General features: G+C 60.7%; 16 protein-coding genes. 4 read left to right on the top strand and 12 right to left on the bottom strand.

Annotated elements, in window-relative coordinates:
- Positions 1–119 precede the first annotated feature (119 nt).
- From recC to rppH, 9 genes are all read right to left on the bottom strand, one after another.
- The gene (recC, locus tag GKN89_RS17865; protein WP_154747475.1) at positions 120–3,491 is read right to left on the bottom strand and encodes an exodeoxyribonuclease V subunit gamma; all 3,372 of its coding nucleotides are present in this window, start codon (positions 3,489–3,491) and stop codon (positions 120–122) included.
- A 32-nt stretch (positions 3,492–3,523) separates the two neighbouring features.
- Entirely contained in the window at positions 3,524–3,880 is a 357-nt protein-coding gene (locus tag GKN89_RS17860; RefSeq protein ID WP_156785438.1) for a prepilin-type N-terminal cleavage/methylation domain-containing protein, read from the bottom strand.
- Positions 3,870–4,316 (bottom strand): YgdB family protein, encoded by a 447-nt coding sequence (locus GKN89_RS17855; RefSeq protein ID WP_063917945.1) that lies wholly within the window; start codon positions 4,314–4,316, stop codon positions 3,870–3,872. The genes GKN89_RS17860 and GKN89_RS17855 overlap by 11 nt, the downstream gene beginning before the upstream one ends.
- On the bottom strand, positions 4,313–4,891 hold the full coding sequence (locus GKN89_RS17850) for a prepilin peptidase-dependent protein (protein WP_154747474.1): 579 nt from the start codon (positions 4,889–4,891) through the stop codon (positions 4,313–4,315). Before GKN89_RS17850 ends, GKN89_RS17855 begins: the two co-directional genes overlap by 4 nt.
- Positions 4,885–5,388 carry a prepilin peptidase-dependent protein gene (locus GKN89_RS17845; RefSeq protein WP_154747473.1) on the bottom strand — a complete coding sequence of 168 codons (504 nt, stop codon included), beginning with the start codon at positions 5,386–5,388 and terminating at the stop codon, positions 4,885–4,887. The genes GKN89_RS17850 and GKN89_RS17845 overlap by 7 nt, the downstream gene beginning before the upstream one ends.
- A 175-nt stretch (positions 5,389–5,563) precedes the next feature.
- Positions 5,564–6,358 (bottom strand): thymidylate synthase, encoded by a 795-nt coding sequence (gene thyA / locus GKN89_RS17840; protein WP_016929918.1) that lies wholly within the window; start codon positions 6,356–6,358, stop codon positions 5,564–5,566.
- A 7-nt stretch (positions 6,359–6,365) separates the two neighbouring features.
- Positions 6,366–7,238, bottom strand: a complete 873-nt coding sequence (lgt, locus tag GKN89_RS17835; RefSeq protein WP_019455719.1) for a prolipoprotein diacylglyceryl transferase — start codon at positions 7,236–7,238, stop codon at positions 6,366–6,368.
- 222 nt (positions 7,239–7,460) lie between these two features.
- Complete coding sequence (ptsP, locus tag GKN89_RS17830; protein ID WP_019455718.1) at positions 7,461–9,707, bottom strand: phosphoenolpyruvate--protein phosphotransferase; 2,247 nt, start codon at positions 9,705–9,707, stop codon at positions 7,461–7,463.
- Between the two features lie 12 nt (positions 9,708–9,719).
- Positions 9,720–10,247, bottom strand: a complete 528-nt coding sequence (gene rppH / locus GKN89_RS17825) for an RNA pyrophosphohydrolase (RefSeq protein WP_025160232.1) — start codon at positions 10,245–10,247, stop codon at positions 9,720–9,722.
- Positions 10,248–10,943: 696 nt separating this feature from the next.
- On the opposite strand from rppH, the gene mutH reads away from it, so the two are divergent.
- From mutH to GKN89_RS17805, 4 genes are all read left to right on the top strand, one after another.
- Positions 10,944–11,630: a DNA mismatch repair endonuclease MutH gene (mutH, locus tag GKN89_RS17820; protein ID WP_019455716.1), complete on the top strand. Its 687-nt coding sequence runs from the start codon at positions 10,944–10,946 to the stop codon at positions 11,628–11,630.
- 100 nt (positions 11,631–11,730) lie between these two features.
- Positions 11,731–12,447: a TerC family protein gene (locus tag GKN89_RS17815; RefSeq protein WP_019455715.1), complete on the top strand. Its 717-nt coding sequence runs from the start codon at positions 11,731–11,733 to the stop codon at positions 12,445–12,447.
- Positions 12,448–12,603: 156 nt separating this feature from the next.
- On the top strand, positions 12,604–12,822 hold the full coding sequence (locus GKN89_RS17810) for a YgdI/YgdR family lipoprotein (protein WP_019455714.1): 219 nt from the start codon (positions 12,604–12,606) through the stop codon (positions 12,820–12,822).
- 206 nt (positions 12,823–13,028) lie between these two features.
- Positions 13,029–14,069, top strand: a complete 1,041-nt coding sequence (locus GKN89_RS17805) for an NADP(H)-dependent aldo-keto reductase (RefSeq protein ID WP_019455713.1) — start codon at positions 13,029–13,031, stop codon at positions 14,067–14,069.
- A gap of 34 nt (positions 14,070–14,103) precedes the next feature.
- On the opposite strand, the gene lplT is transcribed toward GKN89_RS17805, so the two are convergent.
- The 3 genes from lplT to GKN89_RS17790 all read right to left on the bottom strand — a co-directional run bounded on the left by lplT (position 14,104) and on the right by GKN89_RS17790 (position 20,050).
- On the bottom strand, positions 14,104–15,288 hold the full coding sequence (gene lplT, locus GKN89_RS17800) for a lysophospholipid transporter LplT (RefSeq protein WP_154747472.1): 1,185 nt from the start codon (positions 15,286–15,288) through the stop codon (positions 14,104–14,106).
- Positions 15,288–17,441: a bifunctional acyl-ACP--phospholipid O-acyltransferase/long-chain-fatty-acid--ACP ligase gene (gene aas / locus GKN89_RS17795; RefSeq protein WP_154747471.1), complete on the bottom strand. Its 2,154-nt coding sequence runs from the start codon at positions 17,439–17,441 to the stop codon at positions 15,288–15,290. The genes lplT and aas overlap by 1 nt, the downstream gene beginning before the upstream one ends.
- A gap of 350 nt (positions 17,442–17,791) precedes the next feature.
- Positions 17,792–20,050: a molybdopterin guanine dinucleotide-containing S/N-oxide reductase gene (locus GKN89_RS17790; protein WP_154747470.1), complete on the bottom strand. Its 2,259-nt coding sequence runs from the start codon at positions 20,048–20,050 to the stop codon at positions 17,792–17,794.
- Positions 20,051–20,176: the final 126 nt, after the last annotated feature.

Genomic DNA, 20,176 nt, shown 5'->3' with positions numbered 1-20,176 from the left:
GCCTGAGAAACGGCGGGTATATGCCTGTACGTTATGTAAGACCGGGAATCACCCCAATGGTTGAATATAACCTTCGTTATTTTTACCACCTCGCGCCGCACAGCACCACCGGGGGATTGTTACCCCAGGTTATGTCGCGCCACCGGCAGCAGATAACGCTCTGTTTCGGCCAGTATTTGCGCTAAGTAGTCATTGTCTAACTGACGGAACACTCGCTGCACGTAGGGATCTTCCCCTTCGCCGGGAATGCGCTGATCGCCCTGCCAGGCCTGCAGCAATTTGGCGCGGGCCTTAATTTGCGCTTCTTCCTCCCAGTCGATTTGCTGTGTTTCCGGCTGATAGCACTGACTCAGCCATGCCCAGCCGCTCTTGTTCAGCAGCAACAGCGGCTGACACAAACCGCGCTGATAGCCCGCCAGCAGTTCCGCCAGCTGCGCTTGCGCATCTTCAGGCGCCAGCGCGGCAAAGCGCCAGGCGGAGTTCTTGCGGCCGTAAATGCGGCTCTCGCCGGTACCGCCGGCGCAGCAGTACACCAGATGCTCCAACCACAGCAATATGCCGTCCACCGCCGATAGCGTGGCGGGCCGCCAGCGCAGCAGGCCGTCATCCTGCACCTGATGCAACCAGCCGCTGAGGCGCACGCCGGCTATCTCGATATCCAGCTCCAGGCTATGGCTCGGTGTGCGCTCCGCACGCACCTGCTCGGCCAGTTCGCTCATTTCTTCCTGCTGCTTTTGCCAATAGATTTCGCCGAAAGCGCCATAAGGCAAGCCGCCGGCGGCGCGCACCCGCTGGAATAGCCGCTCGGGATCGTCGCCGTCGATCAGGGTATTCAGCAGTTGGCTGTTGAATTGGTAGCGGCTGAGATTATCCAGCGTGAAGGGCTCTTCGTCCGGCAGTTCGGTCTCTTCCAGGATGAAACTGACGCCCAACCGCAGCTGGAAGAAGGCGCGAATCGGATGACGGTAAAACCGCAGCAGCTCATCCAACGAGACCTGCTGCAACGCCTCGGCGGGCAGCGGTTGGTTAAAGGCCGGATGCGCCGCGCCGCGCCCGTCGGCGGCGGGCAACCACTCGGCGGCATAGCTTTGCTCCTCCGAGCCTGGCAAGAAATTCTCGGCGGCGAACGGCATGCGCGCGTGCCACGTCAACAAGTGCTCGCCAACCCGTTGGGCGCTGTCGTCCGCGCTGAGCTCTTCATCTCCCGGCAGACAATAGCTTTGTTCGAGGTACTCCAGCAGCTCGGTCACCAATACTGAAGGATAGCGCGGGCTGTTGTCTTGGATGGAACGGCCGATGAAGCTGATATACAGCCGCTGCTGCGCGGACAGAATCGCCTCGAGGAACAGATAGCGGTCGTCATCGCGGCGGCTGCGGTCACCGCGTTTGACCTGTTGCGCCATCAGATCGAAGCCCAGCGGCGGCAGCGTACGCGGATACACGCCGTCGTTCATGCCCAGCAGGCACACCACCTTGAACGGAATGGAGCGCATCGGCATCAGCGTGCAGAAGTTGATTTGCCCGGCGAGGAAGCGCTGGCTGATGCGCTCCTGATCGAGCCGCGCCGCCAGATCGTCGCGCAGAATGGTCAACGGCACCTCATCGGGATAGCGGGCCGCCAGGCCAAAATTGATGGCCTGCTGCCATTGCTGCTCGATCAATGCCAGCACCACTTCGGTGTCGCTGTCCGCAACGAAGAAAGCATCCAGCAGTTGCCGGCACAGCGGCAGCCACGCGTCGAGCGAGCGCGCCTCGCTCAAGATTTGCCGCCAATGGCTGAGCTGCGCCAGCAGATCCGCCAGTTGTCCCGCCAGTTCGGCGACCAATCCGCTCGACTCGTCGTAAGGCAAAATGCCCTGCCAATCGCCGGCATTGCTGTCCATCGCGTAGCCGAGCAGCATGCGCGTAATGCCGAAGCGCCAGGTATGCTGGCCAGTGGCGGGCAGATCCAGTTCGCGCACGTTATCGTCGTCCAGGCCCCAGCGTACGCCGGATTCACCCACCCAATGACGCAGCAGGCGTAACCCCTCTTCGCCAATGGCGAAACGGGCGGCCAGGGCCGGCACCTCCAGCAGCGCCAGCACCTGCTCCGAAGTAAAGCGGCTTTGCGGCAGATCGAGCAGAGAAATGAACGCCTGCAGCGCCGGATGCGCCTGACGTGCCTTACGGTCGGAAATGGCGAACGGCAGGTAGCGCTCGGCGGGGGCATTGCCGAACACCGCCTGAATGTAAGGCGTGTAGCTGTCGATATCCGCCACCATCACGATGATATCCCGTGGCGTCAACGAGGGATCCTCCGCCAGCATGGTCAGCAGCCGATCGTGCAATACCTCCACTTCCCGCTGCGGGCTGTGACAGGCGTGCAGGCTGAGGGAACGGTCTTGCGGATCGAGCGGGCGCTTGCTGAAGCTGCTTTCCAGCGTATCCGCCGTAATGCCGATTACCGCATGGTCCTCCAGCTCCAGCATATCGCGCTGAACGGCGTGCAGCATGGTATCGGCCGGGATATCGACAAAGGCGTCGACCTCTTGCGCCCCCTCCATCTGCGACAGCAAATAGAGGTGATCGCGCCCCAGCTTGCCCCAGGAGGCCAGCAGCGGGTTGCTGAGCTGCTGCTGCCCTTCGGCGTCAAACAGATGCGCCGCGTCGCCAGGCTCGCGAAACAACCCCTGTTCGCGCGCCTGATGGTAGTGACGACGCTTGCGGCTCTGCAAGCGGGCCAGGAAAGCGTAATCCTGAATGTCGCCCCAATAGTAGCGGCAGGGGTTGGTGAACATCAGGTGGATATCGATATGCCGCCCCAGCGCCTGCAGCGCCTCCAGATAAACCGGCGGCAGCGCTGAAATACCGCAGATAAACACCCGCGGCGGCAAACCGGCCGGACACGTTGTCGCCTGCTCCAGCGCGTGGATAAAGCGACTGTACAAATTGGCGCGATGCCATTCAGGCTGCCCCAGCTCGCGCGTGTATTCCACCAGACGCACCCAGAGCGGCGCCTGCCATTGCTGCGCCTCCGCCAGACCGTCGATGCGCTCGCCGCGCTGCCAGCTCTCCAGCCACTGCGGGCGGTAAACCAAGTATTGGTCGAACAGGTCAGCTACCCGGCCGGCCAACTGGTGGATTTTACGCTTGTCGCCGTCATCGGTCAGATAGTGCTGCAGCGGCGCGAACGCCGGCTGGGTCAGCATCTCCGGCAGCAGCCACATCAACTTCCAGGTCATGGCGTCCTTGCTGAAGGCGCTCTCTTTCGGGATATCCGGCAATACCCGGGTGAACATGTCCCAAATGAAGGTCGCCGGCAGCGGAAACGCGACATTGGCGGCGATGCCGAACTGTTCCGCCAGCTGCATTTGCAGCCATTGCGCCATGCCGGGGCTCTGCACCAGTACCACTTCCTGTTGAAAAGGATCGGCCAACGGATCTCTGGCTATCAGCGCGCTGGTCAGCGTTTTCAATAAATCCAGCTGATTGGAATGATAAACCGTGAACATGAAGGCTCCTTTAAAACAAGATACGTACCGGCTCAAAAACGGGTGCAATACCAGCGGCTCAGCGTCGCCCACTGCCGCTGCGGCGTTTGTATACTGGCCGTCAATCGGCGGCACCCCACATCAGCACCCTCGAGCACCGTCTCGCGTCGCCAGCCTTCCGGCGGCGGTTCAGCATCGGGCCGCCCGGTGACGGCAAACGCTTCAAGCTGCTGGTGCGCCAATATCCAGGCTTGCCGGTAGTGCCACTGGCGCTGGAACGACTGCAACAGCACCTGATGATACTGTAACAAGCCAAGCAGCGACACCGAGAACAGCAAAGCCGCCACCAGCACCTCCGGCAAACTGAAGCCGTTGCGGGATATCCGCCGTACGCGAGCATTAGCCGTCACAGTCGGCCAGCCTTTTCTCAGGGCAAAAATCCAGCCGGCCATCGGGCTGCGCCAAGATCCTGCTGGCAACCTCCGCCCCCTCAAACGCACCCAACTGATAAAGCCATAACGGCTCACCGCCGCGCATCTCGCCCCGGCCGCGCACCATCACTACGCCCGCTCTGGCAGATAACCGGGCGCAGGCCGTCAGTTCCGCGCGTTGCCGGCATGACCAGGCCCCTGTAGCCAAATCGGCGCGTGGCCAGCGCTGGATCATGCCCCAACTCAGCGCCGAAGCGGCCTGATTGTAAGCCTGGAGGTAACGTTGCTGATCGGCCGCCAGCAACAGAGCGTTGTCCAATTGCCGATGCTGAGCATTGAGCAACATCAGCCCCAACGCCAGCAGCAACATCACCGCCGCCAGGGTGCTGCCGCCTTGCTGAGTACGCCGGTTCATGGCAACGCCGCCATCTCAACGCTCCCGTTCAGGCTGCGCCCGATACGCGCATCGCCGACAGAGCTCCCCGCCAGGCTCAAACGGGCCAACACGGCCCCGTGCTCCCCCCGTTCGATCGCCACATGAAACCGCTCAATGCGCACTTCGTCACGATCGAGCAACCGCTCCCAGCCGCCGCCATCGCATTGGTTTACGCCGCGCTGCCCTTCCAAGCCGCCATTACGCAGCCGATAACCGAAGTAGCCCGCATCTTCACCCGACGTGAGCCATTGCCCGCTGCGCGTGATGTCGTAGGCGACGATGACGCAGCTCCCCGCCGCCTCTCCCGCTGCCTGACCGATCAACAGCGGACGCCCGGCGCACTGTCCGGCGCAAAAACCGGCGCGGCGCAGGTCTTTCTCGATGTTGAACGCCAGCTGCCGCAGCGTTGACTCCAGCCGGAAATGCTGGCCGACGGCCACGTTTTGCTGGCGCAGCAGCGGGTAGGTTTTCGCCGCGCCGAGCGCGATCACGCTGCCGAACACCAGTGCCAGCATCACCTCCGGCAAAGTAAAACCGCGTTCTAAGGTCAACATTGCCCGATGCCCCTTATCCGATGCCCTTCGCTGCACAAACGCAGCCTTCCCCGCGCGGACAGCACCAGCCGCAGGCCGCCGGCATCGTTGCTGAGAAGAATGTGCCCCGCCTGGGCGGTATTGCGCAAACCGTAAAACCCGATCTCTTTGCCGGTGTAGCCCCTCAAAACGACGTCGGGATAAGGCGATGAAAAGACCGGCCCCTCGGCGGAAGCGCAATCCGGCGGCGGCGCACCACCGCCCAGGCACCAGGGGACGCCGTGCTTGAACCACAGCAGCGTCGTGCGGTTGCGCCCGTTAGCCTCCGCCTGCAATCGCAGTAAAAACGCCAGCAGCTGCTGGCCGGTGTGCTCCAGCCGCAGCGCTTGCTGATGGTGGCGCCATTGGCCGACGCCCCAACCGGTGAGCATGCCGGCGATCAGGAGCGCCGCCAGCAGCTCAATCAGCGTCATGCCGCGCTGGCGATCGTCGATGTTCGATAGCGTATTTTCGTTCATGCGGCCAGTGTACGGAGGGCCACAAGGCGGTAAAGCCGTATGCGCAAGCCTTGCGGCAAGCTGCGCAAGGTTTTTTCTGTAGCGACAAGTGGCGACAATAAAATGCGGCGCGGCGCGCAATGCGGATAAAAAAAGGGGGCGCAATCGTGCGCCCCCTGGTGTGATGCGGTTAAGGTCAGATCGCGACCGGCGCCTTGATGGCCGGATGCGGATCGTAACCTTCGATCTCGAAGTCTTCGAAGCGGTAATCGAACAGCGAAGCCGGCTTGCGTTTGATCACCAGCTTCGGCAACGGGCGCGGTTCACGCGTCAGCTGCAGCTGAGTCTGCTCCATGTGATTGCTGTACAGGTGAGTATCGCCACCGGTCCAGACGAAGTCGCCCACTTCCAGATCGCACTGCTGCGCCATCATGTGCACCAACAGCGCATAGCTGGCGATGTTGAACGGCAGGCCAAGGAACACATCGCAGGAACGCTGGTACAGCTGGCAAGAGAGCTTGCCGTCCGCCACGTAGAACTGGAAGAACGCGTGGCACGGCGCCAGCGCCATCTGGTCCAGCTCGCCGACGTTCCAGGCGGAAACGATGATGCGGCGCGAGTCCGGATCTTGCTTCAGCTGTTGGAGCACGTTGCTCAGTTGATCGATCTGACGGCCGTCCGCCGCGCCCCAGGCGCGCCACTGTTTGCCGTAAACCGGGCCGAGATCGCCGTTTTCATCGGCCCACTCGTCCCAGATGGTGACCTTGTTGTCACGCAGGTAGGCGATGTTGGTATCGCCGTTCAGGAACCATAACAGCTCATGAATGATCGAACGCAGGTGACATTTCTTGGTGGTCACCAACGGGAAACCTTCCTGCAAATTGAAACGCATCTGGTGGCCGAAAATCGACAACGTGCCAGTGCCGGTACGGTCGGCTTTAGGGGTGCCCTCGGCGAGCACCTTGTTCATCAAATCCAGATACTGTTTCATTTGTCCCTCACGACACTTGTTGCTGCGGGCGACGACGGTACGCCCAAATCATCATAATAACACCGGCCACCACCATTGGGATGGACAGGATCTGCCCCATGCTGATCACGCCGTCAAACAGGCCGAGCTGAGCATCCGGCTGGCGGAACGCTTCGACGATGATGCGGAATGCGCCATAACCGATCAGGAACAGGCCCGATACGGCGCCCATCGGCCGCGGCTTGCGGATGAACAGGTTCAGAATGATAAACAGCACCACGCCTTCCAGCAGCAGCTCATACAGCTGCGACGGATGGCGCGGCAGCACGCCGTACTGATTCAGCAGCGGCAGCAGGGAAGGATCGGCGGCGGCGAGGGCCACGTCTTCGCTGCGCGAGCTTGGGAACAACATCGCCCAAGGGGTGTCGGTGGTCACGCGGCCCCATAGCTCGCCGTTGATAAAGTTGCCGAGGCGGCCGGCGCCCAAACCGAACGGAATCAAAGGCGCGATAAAATCGGAAACCTGGAAGAAGGTGCGCTTGGTGCGGCGAGCGAACCAGAACATCACCAGAATCACCCCCATCAAACCGCCGTGGAACGACATGCCGCCATCCCAGACCTTGAACAGATAGAGCGGGTTATCCAGGAACAGCGGCAGGTTGTAGAACAGCACATAGCCTACGCGGCCGCCGACGAATACGCCCAGGAAACCGGCGTAGAGCAGGTTTTCCACTTCATCTTTGGTCCAACCGCTACCCGGCTTGTTGGCGCGGCGCACCGCCAGCCACATGGCAAAAACGAAGCCGACCAGGTACATCAGGCCGTACCAATGCAGAGAAACCGGGCCAATGGAGAAAATGACCGGATCAAATTTAGGAAACGCCAGATAGCTATTGCTCATCTATCACCACAACATGTCTGTTATTTTTCCCCATGCGGGGGCGGCAGGTGCCAAACGGCGACGCAGGTTATCCCGCACCCTTCAAGCGGCAGCGTTGACCGCTGCGGTTTGCAGGGCGACGAGCATGCGCCGCGCTGAGGTTGCGCATCATAACATAGGCTTAACGCGGTCCGGTCCGGCTAAGCGGGAAAAGTTCTGTAAAAAAATTACCGCCTGCGGCGGTTATCTACCGCCGCGAATCAACCCGCCCATGCCGCGTCGTTCCATAAAAGCCGCCACCAAATGGCGCACTTCGGTGGTCATTTGGGTGTTCAACACCCGGTGCGCCAGCACTTCGGCGTCGGACAGCTCGATATGCCGCAGCAGGTATTTGATGCGCGCCACGCTGCGGCCGTTCATGCTCAGATTGCGGTAGCCCATGCCCACCAGCAACAGCGCGCCCATGGGATCGCCGGCCAGTTCGCCACACAGGCTAAGCTGCAACCCCGCCGCCTTCCCCTGTTCGGCGATCAGCTTAAGCACCTGCAGCATCGCGGGATGCAGGCTGTCATACAGCGAAGCCACCCGGGTGTTGTTGCGATCCACCGCCAACAGATACTGGGTTAAATCGTTGGTGCCAACCGAGATGAAGTCAACGCGCCCGGCCAAATGCGGGATCAGGAAAATCATCGACGGCACTTCCAGCATCACGCCGATTTTCGGTTTCGGTATCCCGTAGCCGAGCACCTCTTCCACCTCGCGCCCAGCGCGGTCAATCAGGCGTTTGGCCTCGTCGACCTCTTCCAGGCTGGTGACCATCGGCAGTAGAATGCCCAAATTGCCGGTGCCGGCATTGGCGCGCAGCATGGCGCGTACCTGAATCAAAAAAATTTCCGGCTGATCCAGGGTGATACGGATGCCGCGCCAGCCCAGGCAAGGGTTCTCCTCACTGATCGGCATATAGGGCAGTTGCTTGTCGGCGCCGATGTCTAAGGTGCGCAGCGTGACCGGTTTGCTCGGGTAAAGCTGCAGCATGCCCTGGTACTGCGCGACCTGCTCCTCTTCGGAAGGGAAGCCGCTTTGCAACATGAACGGGATTTCGGTGCGGTATAGCCCCACGCCATCCACTCGGCCGCCCAACAGCTGCTCATGTTCCGGGCTGAGACCGGCGTTCAGCATCACCTGAATGCGTTCGCCGCTTTTCAGCTGCGCCGGTTGCTCGACGTCATCTTCCGCCAGTTTGCTCAGCTCCAGCTCTTCGCTGATCAGCCGCTGATATTCCTGCACCAACACCGGCTCAGGATCGACCAGCAGTTCGCCGCGATAACCGTCGACGATCAGCAGCCGTTGGCTGAGCAGAGAAGGTTGGATGTCGGCGCCCATCACCGTCGGCACCCCCATCGCCCGCACCAAAATCGCCGCATGCGAGTTGGCGGCGCCGTCGCGCACCACCACGCCGACCAGGCGATCCTGCGGCACCTCGGCCAGCAATGTCGCGGTCAGTTCATCCGCCACCAGCACGAAACGCGCCGGCCACTGGGTGGCGCCCTGAGTGGTGTCGTCGAGATGGAACAGCAGGCGCTGGCCGAGCGCGCGCAGGTCGCTGCCGCGCTCGCGCATGTAGGTGTCCTGCAATTTGGCGAACTGCTCGGCAAAGGCTTCTATCACCTGTTTCACCGCCCACTCCGCCACTGAACCGTTGTCGATTTCGGCGAACAGTTCGCGCTTGAGGCGGGCGTCGTTTAACAGGTGAGAATAAAGATCGAAGATCGCCGCGCTCTCTTTTTGCGAGCTGGCGGCAAAACGCTTGCTGAAACGGCGAAATTCCGCGCCGGCCTCTTCCAGCGCCAGCGTCAAGCGCTCGCGTTCGCTGGCGGTGTCCAGCGTCGACGCGCGGTAAACCTGATCGAGCGACGGTTGGCTGCTGTCCTGCCACCCTTCCGCTACGGCCACGCCTGGCGAGGCCGCCAGCGCGCGCACGCGCGTTTGGCGATACTGGCCGAAAATAGCATTCAACTGCGATTGTGAAAGGATCCCGGCCATCTGCGTGGCCAGAGTCACCATGAATGACTCTTCGCTTTCGTCGAACTGGCGCAGCTCACGCTGCTGCACCACCAACACCCCCAACAGCTGGCGCCGATGAATGATCGGCACCCCAAGGAAGGATCGGAAGCGATCCTCTTTCACCTGCGGAACGTATTTGAAGCTGGGGTGGCTTTGGGCATCGGCCAGGTTGATGGGCTCGGCCCGGCGGCCGACCAACCCGACGACGCCCTCGTCAAACGCCAATGCGATAGTGCGCCCGCGCGGCTTTTTCAGCCCGCGCGTGGCCATCAGGTAATAACAGCGACGGTCATTATCCGCCAGGTAGATGGAACAGACTTCAGTGTCCATCGCCAGACAGGTTTCATTGACCAGCAGATCCAGCGCATCCGTCAGACTGGCCGCCGCGGCCACCTTCTCTACAATTTCTCGCAAGCGCGTGAGCATAGTCTGCTTAACTTAACCTCTCTTTCGGCGATAAGCGGGAGCCTGCCGCGGCGCCGCTTGCTCTTGCATCGGCATCACGGTCACGGCGAATTCTTTCATCACCCGGCGGTAGACGTCGCGTTTAAACGACACCACCTGGCGCACCGGATACCAGAAGCTCACCCAGCGCCAACCGTCGAACTCCGGCGTGCTGCTGCGCTGCATGTTGATATCAGCGTCATTGCACAGTAGCTGCAACAAAAACCATTTTTGCTTTTGGCCGATACAAACCGGCTTTGTGTCCCAACGCACCAAACGTTTCGGCAATTTATAGCGCAACCAGTTGCGGGTCGAAGCCAGGATGCGCACATCCTTTTTATTCAGCCCCACTTCTTCGAACAGCTCACGGTACATCGCCTGCTCCGCAGTTTCACCAGGGTTAATCCCACCTTGGGGAAACTGCCAGGAGTGCTGACCGTAACGGCGGGCCCATAAGACCTGCCCCTGACGATTACAGATTACGATACCAACATTCGGGCGGTAGCCATCATCATCGATCACCGGACTACCTCGATAAGCTTAAATTCGCATAGATATCCTGATTGTTTCACACAAGCTACAGGCGGTAAACCACTGCTTTACGGTGCTGCAGGCCGGATAACATTGGGATAACTCACAGATATGGGCAAAGTTATAAACATACCCCAGCATTTCAGAGCGGTTTTATTCACTTTTTCTGTGGATAGGTGTGTGCAGAACTCGAGGAATAAGCCGGTAAAACTCTCAAACCCTAAAATCGACCTTTATCGCCGAAAACAGACATTAAGTTTAAAAACAAAAAGTTAACCAATGAATCGCAGTTATGTACAGGGCAAAAATGTGATCTATGCACGGTAAGGATCTTACCCTGGCGAAAGATCCACCAACGCCGTTTTTATCCACAGATTATCCGGGCAAGTTACGCACAAAACGGACAAATTCGTAAAAACCCGCCCGAGTCAAGGCTGTAAATTGAACCAGTGATCGGTAAAAATTTGGGTTATCCCATAAATCTGTGGATAAATAGGTGTAAGATCCTGTTTATTGTCGGTGGCTTCAGGTGAACAAGCCCCGCACGCGCATTGCCGCTCACATCGGGAAAGAAAAAAAGTCATGTAAAATCATGCTACTATTATTCTTTTCCCCAGGCGATAGCGGCCATCGTCCGCCGTGTATAATCGCAGTACATTTTTCAACCAAATTCGACAGGCTTGATTTATGGCGTTTTTATCCCCTTTGCCGCCCCCGCCGGAAAATGAACGGCAGCTGTTCGAGCGCGCTCAGGCGCTGGCCGGCTTCAGCTTCGGCGAACTGGCCGCCCGCGCACAGTTACCGATCCCCAAGGATCTGAAACGCGATAAGGGCTGGGTGGGCATGTTGCTGGAGTTGTACCTCGGCGCCATGGCCGGCAGCAAGCCGGAGCAGGATTTTCCCGAACTGGGCATCGAGCTGAAAACCATCCCTGTCGACGCCGCAGGCAAACCGCTGGAGACCACTTTCGTCTGCGTGGCCCCGCTCACCGGCAACAGCGGCGTTACCTGGGCCAGCAGCCACGTTCGCCACAAACTGGCGCGCGTCCTGTGGATCCCGGTTGAAGGCGAGCGCCAAATCCCGCTGGCCGAACGCCGCGTCGGTTCGCCGCTGCTGTGGAGCCCGAGCGCCGCAGAAGAAGAGAGGCTGCGCCGCGATTGGGAAGAGTTGATGGATCTGATCGTACTCGGCCACGTAGAGCACATCACCGCACGCCACGGCGAGGTGCTGCAACTGCGACCCAAAGCGGCCAACAGCAAGGCGCTCACCGAAGCCATCGGCGAGCAGGGGCAACCCATCATGACGCTGCCGCGCGGTTTCTATCTGAAAAAGGGTTTTACCGGCGCATTGCTGGCAAGACATTTCTCGATCTAAGCGATTTCGTTTAACTCTGGTTTAGCTAACCCTGTCAGCGCCACGATAAACGCGTATAATTCACGCTTTGCATTTATTAAGTATTAAGGTGTGCCGGGCAATGTTCGAATGGATTATGGATCCCAATGCCTGGTTAGCGTTAGGCACGCTAACCATTCTTGAGATCGTACTGGGTATTGATAACATCATTTTTCTGTCGCTGGTGGTGGCCAAGCTGCCTAAAGCGCAACAGAACAAAGCTCGCCGACTAGGTCTGGCCGCCGCCATGCTGATGCGTCTGGCGTTGTTGGCCTCTATCGCCTGGGTGATCCGCTTGACGCACCCGCTGTTCACCGTGCTGGATCACGCCGTTTCCGCCCGCGATCTCATCCTGCTGCTGGGGGGATTGTTCCTGATCTGGAAAGCCAGCAAAGAGATCCACGAAACTATCGAAGGTTCGGAGGAAGAACACCACACCAAGGTGCACAGCTTCTTCGGCGCTATCGTGCAGATCATGCTGCTCGATATTATCTTCAGCCTGGATTCGGTGATTACCGCCGTGGGCCTTTCCGACCACCTGTTCATCATGATGGCGGCGGTGGTGATCGCCGTCGGCGTGATGATGTTCGCCGCCCGGCCGATCGGTGAATTCGTCAATCGCCATCCGTCGGTAAAAATGCTGGCGCTGGCGTTCCTGATCCTGGTGGGCTTCACGCTGATGCTGGAAAGTTTCCAGGTGCACGTGCCGAAAGGCTACATCTACTTCGCCATGTTCTTCTCCATGTCGGTAGAAGCGCTCAATCTGATGCGCAGCAAGAAAAACCGCTCGCCGGAATAAACCCTATACGAAAGCCGCCCCCGGCGGCTTTCGTCCCTTCGTTGACCTCTCATTTCACTTTTTCTTATCAGATAAAGACTTATCTGAGACGCCCTTCGCCGAGAGTTTGCTAATCTTGAAATAACAATGTTTTCTGCACAATCGAGGATCCGCAGGATGAAAAAGTGGGTAATGGCAGTGTCTGCGCTGGTCATGGCCGCCGGTTTGGCGGGATGTTCCAGCGACTACGTAATGGCGACCAAGGATGGCAACATGATCCTGACGCAGGGCAAACCGGAGATCGACAAAGACACCGGCCTCATCAGCTATAAAGATGAAAAAGGCAATCACCGCCAGATCAACGGCGATCAGGTTTCTCAGGTTATCGAACGCTAATTACCGCTCGCCGGCTATCGCCCATTCAAGCGCGGTAGCCCTCATTCGTGTCCGCACGGAATCCGCTTCCCCCATCTTCACCGCTTGGTTATAGTCAGGAAAGGCGACATCGCCGCCCGACGGACTTCGCGCCGTCTTCTGACATTGGGCTCCTGTTTTACCGGGCCGCGCGGCCCGTCAGCGCTAACAAGAAAGGAAGGCCGTTAATGCAATACCACCGTATTCCCCACAGTTCTTTAGAAGTGAGCGTGCTGGGACTGGGCACCATGACCTTTGGCGAACAGAACAGCGAAGCCGACGCCCATGCGCAACTGGACTATGCATTGGCCGCAGGCGTGAACCTGATAGACACCGCCGAACTGTACCCGGTGCCGCCCCGCCCGGAAACCCAGGGCCTGACCGAGAGCTATATCGGCAGCTGGATCAAGGCGCGCGGCAACCGCGAAAAAATCGTCCTGGCCAGCAAAGTCTCGGGCCCGGTGCGCGGCACCGACAGCAGCATCCGTCCGCAGCAGGCGCTGGATCGCAAAAACATCCGCGCCGCGCTCGACGCCAGCCTCAAGCGGCTGAATACCGACTATCTCGATCTCTACCAATTGCACTGGCCGCAGCGCGCCACCAACTGCTTTGGCAAACTCAATTATCAATACACCGATGACAAAGCCACGGTCACGCTGCTGGAAACGCTGGAAGCGCTGACCGAACAGGTGCGCGCCGGCAAAATTCGCTATATCGGTGTTTCCAACGAAACGCCCTGGGGCGTGATGCGCTACCTGCAGCTGGCGGAGAAGCACGAGCTGCCGCGCATCGTGTCGATTCAAAACCCGTACAGCCTGCTGAACCGCAGCTTTGAGATTGGCCTGGCCGAGATCAGCCAGCACGAAGGGGTGGAGCTGCTGGCCTATTCCAGCCTGGCGTTCGGCACCCTGAGCGGTAAATACCTCAACGGTGCAAAACCGGCCGGTGCGCGCAATACGCTGTTCACCCGCTTCAACCGTTATTCAGGGCAGCAAACCCAGCTGGCGATCGCCGAATACGTGGCGCTGGCCAAAAAACACGGGTTGGATCCTTCGCAGATGGCCTTAGCCTTCGTGCGCCAACAGCCGTTCGTCGCCAGCACCCTGCTGGGCGCCACCTCGGTGGAGCAGTTGAAAATCAACCTCGGCAGCCTCGATGTGGTATTGGATGAGGACGTGCTGCAGGCGCTTGAAGAGATCCATACCCGGTTTACCATTCCGGCGCCTTAATACAGCGAGGGCGCAGCCTGCGCTGCGCCCCGTTTCACCGCCGCTGCGACCACCACAGTGCGCTAATCGACAGCGCAAACACCACGCCAAATCCGACGCCGACGCCCACTACCGGCACGCCCAGCTTCACCACCAGCGAATACAGCGCCAGCATCAGCAACATGGCGGCGTTTTCACCCAGATTTTGCACCGCGATCGCATTGCCGGCGCCGACCGAATGCTTGCCCCGCTCCTGCAGCAGCGCATTGAGCGGCACCACGAAGAAGCCCCCCAGCATGCCGATGATCGCCAACAAGACATAGGCATTGAGCATGGTGGTTTGCAGCGCGAATACCGCGACCGCGACGCCGATCAGGATCCCAGCCGGCATACAGCGCTTCACCGTCTTCAGCGTAATGAAACGCGCGGCACCGCCAGCGCCCACCACGATGCCGACGGCCACCATGGCGTTCAGCAGCGTCGGCGTGGCGTTATCGGCGATGCCGAGCGCCACCGGCACCCACAGCACCAGCAGAAAACGCAGCGTCACGCCGGCACCCCAAAACAGGCTGGTGCCGATCAGGGAGAAACGCGTCTGCCCATCGCGCCATAGCGTAACGCAGGCGGTAAAGAAGCTGTTCGTCATGGTCCGCGGGCGCCAGGAGGCCCCCGGGCGCGCCGCCGCCAGACGCGGAATAGACAGGTTGGCAACCACCGCCCCCGCGTAAACCAAGGCGCAGGCCGCCAGCGCCGCCACCACATGCCAATCCGCCAGCATGCCGCCGGCCACCGAGCCGGTCAGAATGGCGGCAATGGTCGAGGCTTCCATCAGGCCGTTAGCCTTGACCAGCTTCTCGCCGCTAGTGATCTCGCCCAGAATGCCATATTTGGCCGGTGAATATGCGGCAGCGCCTACCCCGACCAGGCTGTAGCCGAGGAACGGGTTGAACCCAAAGCAGATCACCAACGCCCCCGCCAGTTTCAGGGCGTTGGCGAACATCATCACCCGCCCTTTGGCGAAGCTGTCGGCGACCTGGCCGACGAACGGCGCAAGAATGATGTAGGTGGCGACAAAGGCCATCTGCAGGATCGGCTGGCTCCAGTCCGGATAAAGCTGCTGTTTGATCAACGCCAGCGTGGCGAACAGCAACGCATTGTCGCCGAACGCCGAGAGGAACTGCGCGCTGATCACCGCGATCATGCCGCGTGACAACAAAGGGGACTCGGTCGAAGGATTCATCAGGCACTCTCCGGCTGTTCGGCCATGTGACGCAGGGTGACGAAATCGGGTTTGCCGCTGCCCAGCACCGGCAACGTTTTCAGCAGGCGGATATCGCGTGGCACCGCCAGCTCCGGGCTGCCCAGTTCACGCGCCACCCGCAGCAACGCCTCGCGGGTGATGCCGGGATCGGTGGTGAACAGCACCAAGGCCTCGCCTTTGCTGCTGTCGCTTTTGACCGTGGCGGCATGCAATTTTTCCGGCGACAGCCGCTGCGCCAGCAGTTCGACGCTCTCCAGCGACACCATCTCGCCCGCCAGCTTGGCGAAGCGCTTCACGCGCCCGCGAATGGTGCAGTAGCCCTGCTCATCCAGGCTGACGATATCGCCGGTGTCGTACCAGCCCGGCTGCAGCACGCCGTTGGCATCTTCCGCCGCCGGCGGCTCCAGTTCGCCGGGGCGCTCAACCCGCAGATAGCCTTTCATGATATTCGGCCCCTTCAGCTGCAGGCGGCCGCCGTTATCGATCCCCGGCACCGCGATCAGACGCGCCTCCATCTGCGGCATGATGCGGCCGACGGTGCCTACCTTGGTCGCCAGCGGCACGTTGATCGACACCACCGGCGCGCACTCGGTTACGCCATAGCCTTCCAGGATGCGAATGCCGTATTTATCCTGATAGATCTGTTTGGTGCTGTCCGCCAGTTTCTCTGCACCGGCCACCACGTAGCGCAGGCGTGCAAAATCATACGGATGGGCGAAGCGCGCATAGTTGTTGAGGAAGGTCGCCGTACCGAACAACACCGTGCAGTTGCGGTCATATACCAGCTCCGGCACCACGCGGTAATGCAGCGGGCTGGGGTAGAGAAAAATGCGGCTGCCTGTGAGAAGCGGCGTCAGCAGCCCCACCGTCAGGCCAAACGAATGGAATAACGGCAGCGAGGACATGAAGCGGTCGCGCGGCGTGAAATCGGCAATGGTGCGGATTTGTTCTACGTTGGCCAGCAGGCTGGCATGCGAATGCACCACGCCCTTGGGGTGGCCTTCAGAACCTGAAGTGAACAGGATCAGCGCCGCATCCTCCGGGCGTTGCGGCAACACCGCGCGCTGCGGCTGCAGCAAATGCCGCAGGATCCACAGCTTGTCCGCCAGCGTGACGGTGTCTTTCAGATCTTCCAGATACACCCAGTTGGCCTGCGTCACCTGCTCCGGCAGGTGGGTCAGCTTGCCCTTTTCCAGAAACTGACGCGAGGTGACGATGGTCTTGATGCCGGCGGCGAGCATCGCGCTGTTCAGGCCGTTGGCACCGGCGGTGTAGTTGAGCATCGCCGGAATACGGTTGCGCAGCGAAGCGCCGAAGATCGCCGCCGCGGTGATGGTGGCATTCGGCAACAGCAGCCCGACGTGCTCCCCTTCGGCGGTAAAGCGCTGCAGAATGCGGCTGACGCCCAGCGATTTCTTGATCAGCGTCTGGTAACTGTCTTCTTTGAAAGCGATGTCTTCGATGCAGGGCTTGCGGCGCCCGTAGCGGTGCTGCGCCGCCAGCAAGGCATGGAACAGGGTCTGCGGTTCACGCGTATCCATCCGCGCCCGCATCATGATCTGCATCAGGCGATCGCCCGCCAGCGCACGGCGTTCGCGCGCACGCGGCGCCTCCGGCATCGGCAGCGTGGTCGGCGGCAAGATGCGGATGCTGATTCGCGGGAACCAGCGGATCTTGAACACCCCGGCCATGCGGCCGAACGGACTGAATTCGGGGCCGTCGATCCGCACCGGCACCACGGTGGCGCCCGATTTGGCGGCAATAAACGCCGCGCCGTCGTAAATTTTCATCAGCGCGCCGGTCACGGTGATGCGCCCTTCAGGGAACACCACGATCGGCCGCCCCTGTTCGACCATGCGCACCAGCTGCTTGATGGCCATCGGCTTGGTGGGGTCGAGCGAGACAAAATCGATGTAAGGCCGCAGCCAGCGCATAAACCAGCTCTCGCCGATGCTGGCGTAAACCGCAAACACCGGTTTAATCGGCAGGAACAGCGCCAACAGCACGCCGTCAAGAAAAGAGACGTGGTTCGGCGTAATCAGCAGTTTTTGCCGTTCGAAGTGCTGGACGTCCCCTTCGACCCGTACCCGAAACAACAGGCGAAACAGCGCGCGCAGCAGTGAAAATATCATGCCCTTCTCCCTTGGCCATGGAGGCGTAAATCGTTGTAGGGAAAAGAATACTATATGGCGGGCAAAAAAAAACCTACGCATCCGCGTAGGTTGGTGCAATTGAAAATGGCTTCAGCATGCAAGGCACGCTGATTTCTCACCAATCAATACCTCTGGGATCACCTACTCTAGAGAGATGCCGTGCAGGAAACTACCGCCGAATCGCAAGAGTTCTGCTCCAAATGCAACCAGCTGTAAATTTCCCGCGACCGGCTGTAATAACTCAATGAAACTTAAACCTTCACGGCGACCAAAAGATAAATAATCGCCGCAGAGCCCCCTCTACAGGTACGCGATCGGGTACGCCTCGCTCAGCGAGCGCTAACCTCCACCAGACAGCTCATGGCATTCGGCCCCTGCGTCAGCGGCGAGGTGCCGATATCCAGCGTCAGCACGTTCGGGTTGCCCGCCTGCTCAATCGGTTGACGCTGCGCGCCAACGCCCGGATCGAACCAGGCGCCGGTCGCCATCAGCACCACCCCGCGCGTTACGCCGTCGGTCAGCGATACTCCCGCCAGGCAACCGCCGCGCGCGTTGCTGACCAGCACTTCGGCGCCGTCCAGCACACCGCGCGGCGCGGCGTCGTCCGGATGCATATACAGGGTTTCGCGTCCGGCGGTTTTGTTCCCCTGCGCCAGCGGCGCCGCATCCATCTGGCTGTGCAGACGATCGCTCGGTTGGATGGAGATCAGATGCAGCGGCCAGTTTTTGGCCTGCGGCGCCCCCAACCACTCCACCGGCGGTTGCCACTGCGGGTGCGGGGCGAAATCCTGATAGCGATAACCGGCGATCCGCTCGCTGAACAGTTCAATCTTGCCGCTGGGCGTTTGCAACGGATTGGCCTGCGGATCGGCGCGGAACGCTTCGAAAAACACAAACTCTTTGGCGGGCGCGGGCAGTTCGACATAGCCCTGCCGCCAAAACGCCTCAAACTCCGGCCAAGCGACGCCGGCGCGCTGCTGCGCTACGCCGCATTGCCGGTAGATCTCTTCGATCCAGGCCCGTTCGTCGCGGTTCTCGGTGAAGCGTTCGCGATAGCCGAGACGCTCCGCCAGATCGGCGAAGATATCGAAATCGTTGCGCGCCTGGTGCTGCGGCGCAATGGCCTGATGCATCGCCAGCACGTAGCGATCGCGCGACGAGCCGCCGATATCGTTACGCTCCAGCGAACTGGTGACCGGCAGCACGATGTCCGCCATCTTGGCCGCCGCCGTCCACCAGATATCCTGGACGATCACCGTGTCCGGCTTCTGCCAGCCCTCCACCAGCCGATTCAACTGCTGATGATGATGGAATGGGTTGCCGCCGGCCCAGTGCACCAAATGAATATCCGGGTAGTGCCGCGTCTCGCCGCAAAATTGATAGGCTTCGCCGGGGTGCAGCAGCATGTCGCAGATACGCGCCACCGGGATCGCCAGCCCGGCTGGGTTGTCCCCGACCGGCATGGTCGGCGCGGGCGTGTCCACGCGCGGGTTGCCGACACCGTTCATCGAACCGTGGCCGAACGAGAAACCGCCGCCCGGCAACCCCACCTGCCCCAGCATCGCCGACAGTGCGATCATCATCCAATAGGGTTGCTCGCCGCGGTGCGCGCGCTGCACCGAGTAAGAACAAGTGATGAAACTGCGCACGCCGATTAGCTGCCGCGCCAACAGCGCGATGCGGGCTGCCGGAATGCCGGTGATGGCGCTGGCCCAGACGGGGGTTTTCGCCACGCCGTCGCCGGCGCCGTTCAGGTAATCCGCCAGCTGCTGATAACCCACGCAGTGGCTGTGCAGGAAGGCTTCGTCCTGAGCGCCCAGCCGTTGAATTTCGTAAGCCAGCGCCAACATCAGCGCCACGTCGGTATTCGGCCGGATCGGGATCCATTCCGCATTGACGAACTCGGGGCAATCGTCGCGCATCGGGCTGATGTTGATCACCGGCGTGCCCTTGCACGCCAGCTTTTGCAGCCAGGGCTTGAGCGCATGCTCCGCCGCGCCGCCGGAAGAGACCTGGGCGTTTTTCAGCGCCAGCCCGCCGAACGCCACAAACAGTTCGCAGTGTTCCACCACGCTCGGCCAGCTGGTGACCCGGCCGGTGAGCGGCGAGAAAGTGCCGATCACATACGGCAGGAAGAACTGCGCCGCGCCCCAGCTGTAGTTGCCCTGCTGATCGACGCCGCCGCCGCCGCTGAAGTAGAACCGCCGCACCAGCGAACGCGCATGGTGCAGCCGCCCGGCCGATGACCAACCGTATGAGCCGGTAAACAGCCCGGAAGCGCCGTAACGGTCGCGCACCCGACGGTTTTCCTCCGCCACCAGATCGAGCGCCAAATCCCAGTCCACCTCGATGAAATCTTCTCTGCCGCGCAGCGTGCGATCGCTGCCCTCGCGCTTTTGCAGCCACGAACGGCGCACCGCCGGCTTGCGGATGCGCTTGTCGGAATAAACCATCGGCGCGATGGAATCGAGCAGCGGCGAAGGGTCAGGATCGTCGACGAAGGGTTCACAACGGATAAGCCGGCCGTCTTCAACCACGGCGGTATAGGCGCCCCAATGGGCGAGCTGCGGATAGCGTTTAATGGACATGGCGTTCTCGGCGCAAATCGGAATCCACAGACGTTACCTCAGCCTGTCGCCAGCGCCAACGTACAAATTGCGCTATCGTTCGGCTGGTGGTGGTTATGCGCGCAGCCGCGAACAGATTCTGCAACG

It is taken from the genome of Serratia sp. YC16 (assembly GCF_009707615.1).
GTDB classification, from domain to species: domain Bacteria; phylum Pseudomonadota; class Gammaproteobacteria; order Enterobacterales; family Enterobacteriaceae; genus Serratia; species Serratia surfactantfaciens.
The sequence above is the reverse complement of the archived record's forward strand: the minus strand, read 5'-3'. Positions and strand labels throughout refer to the sequence as shown.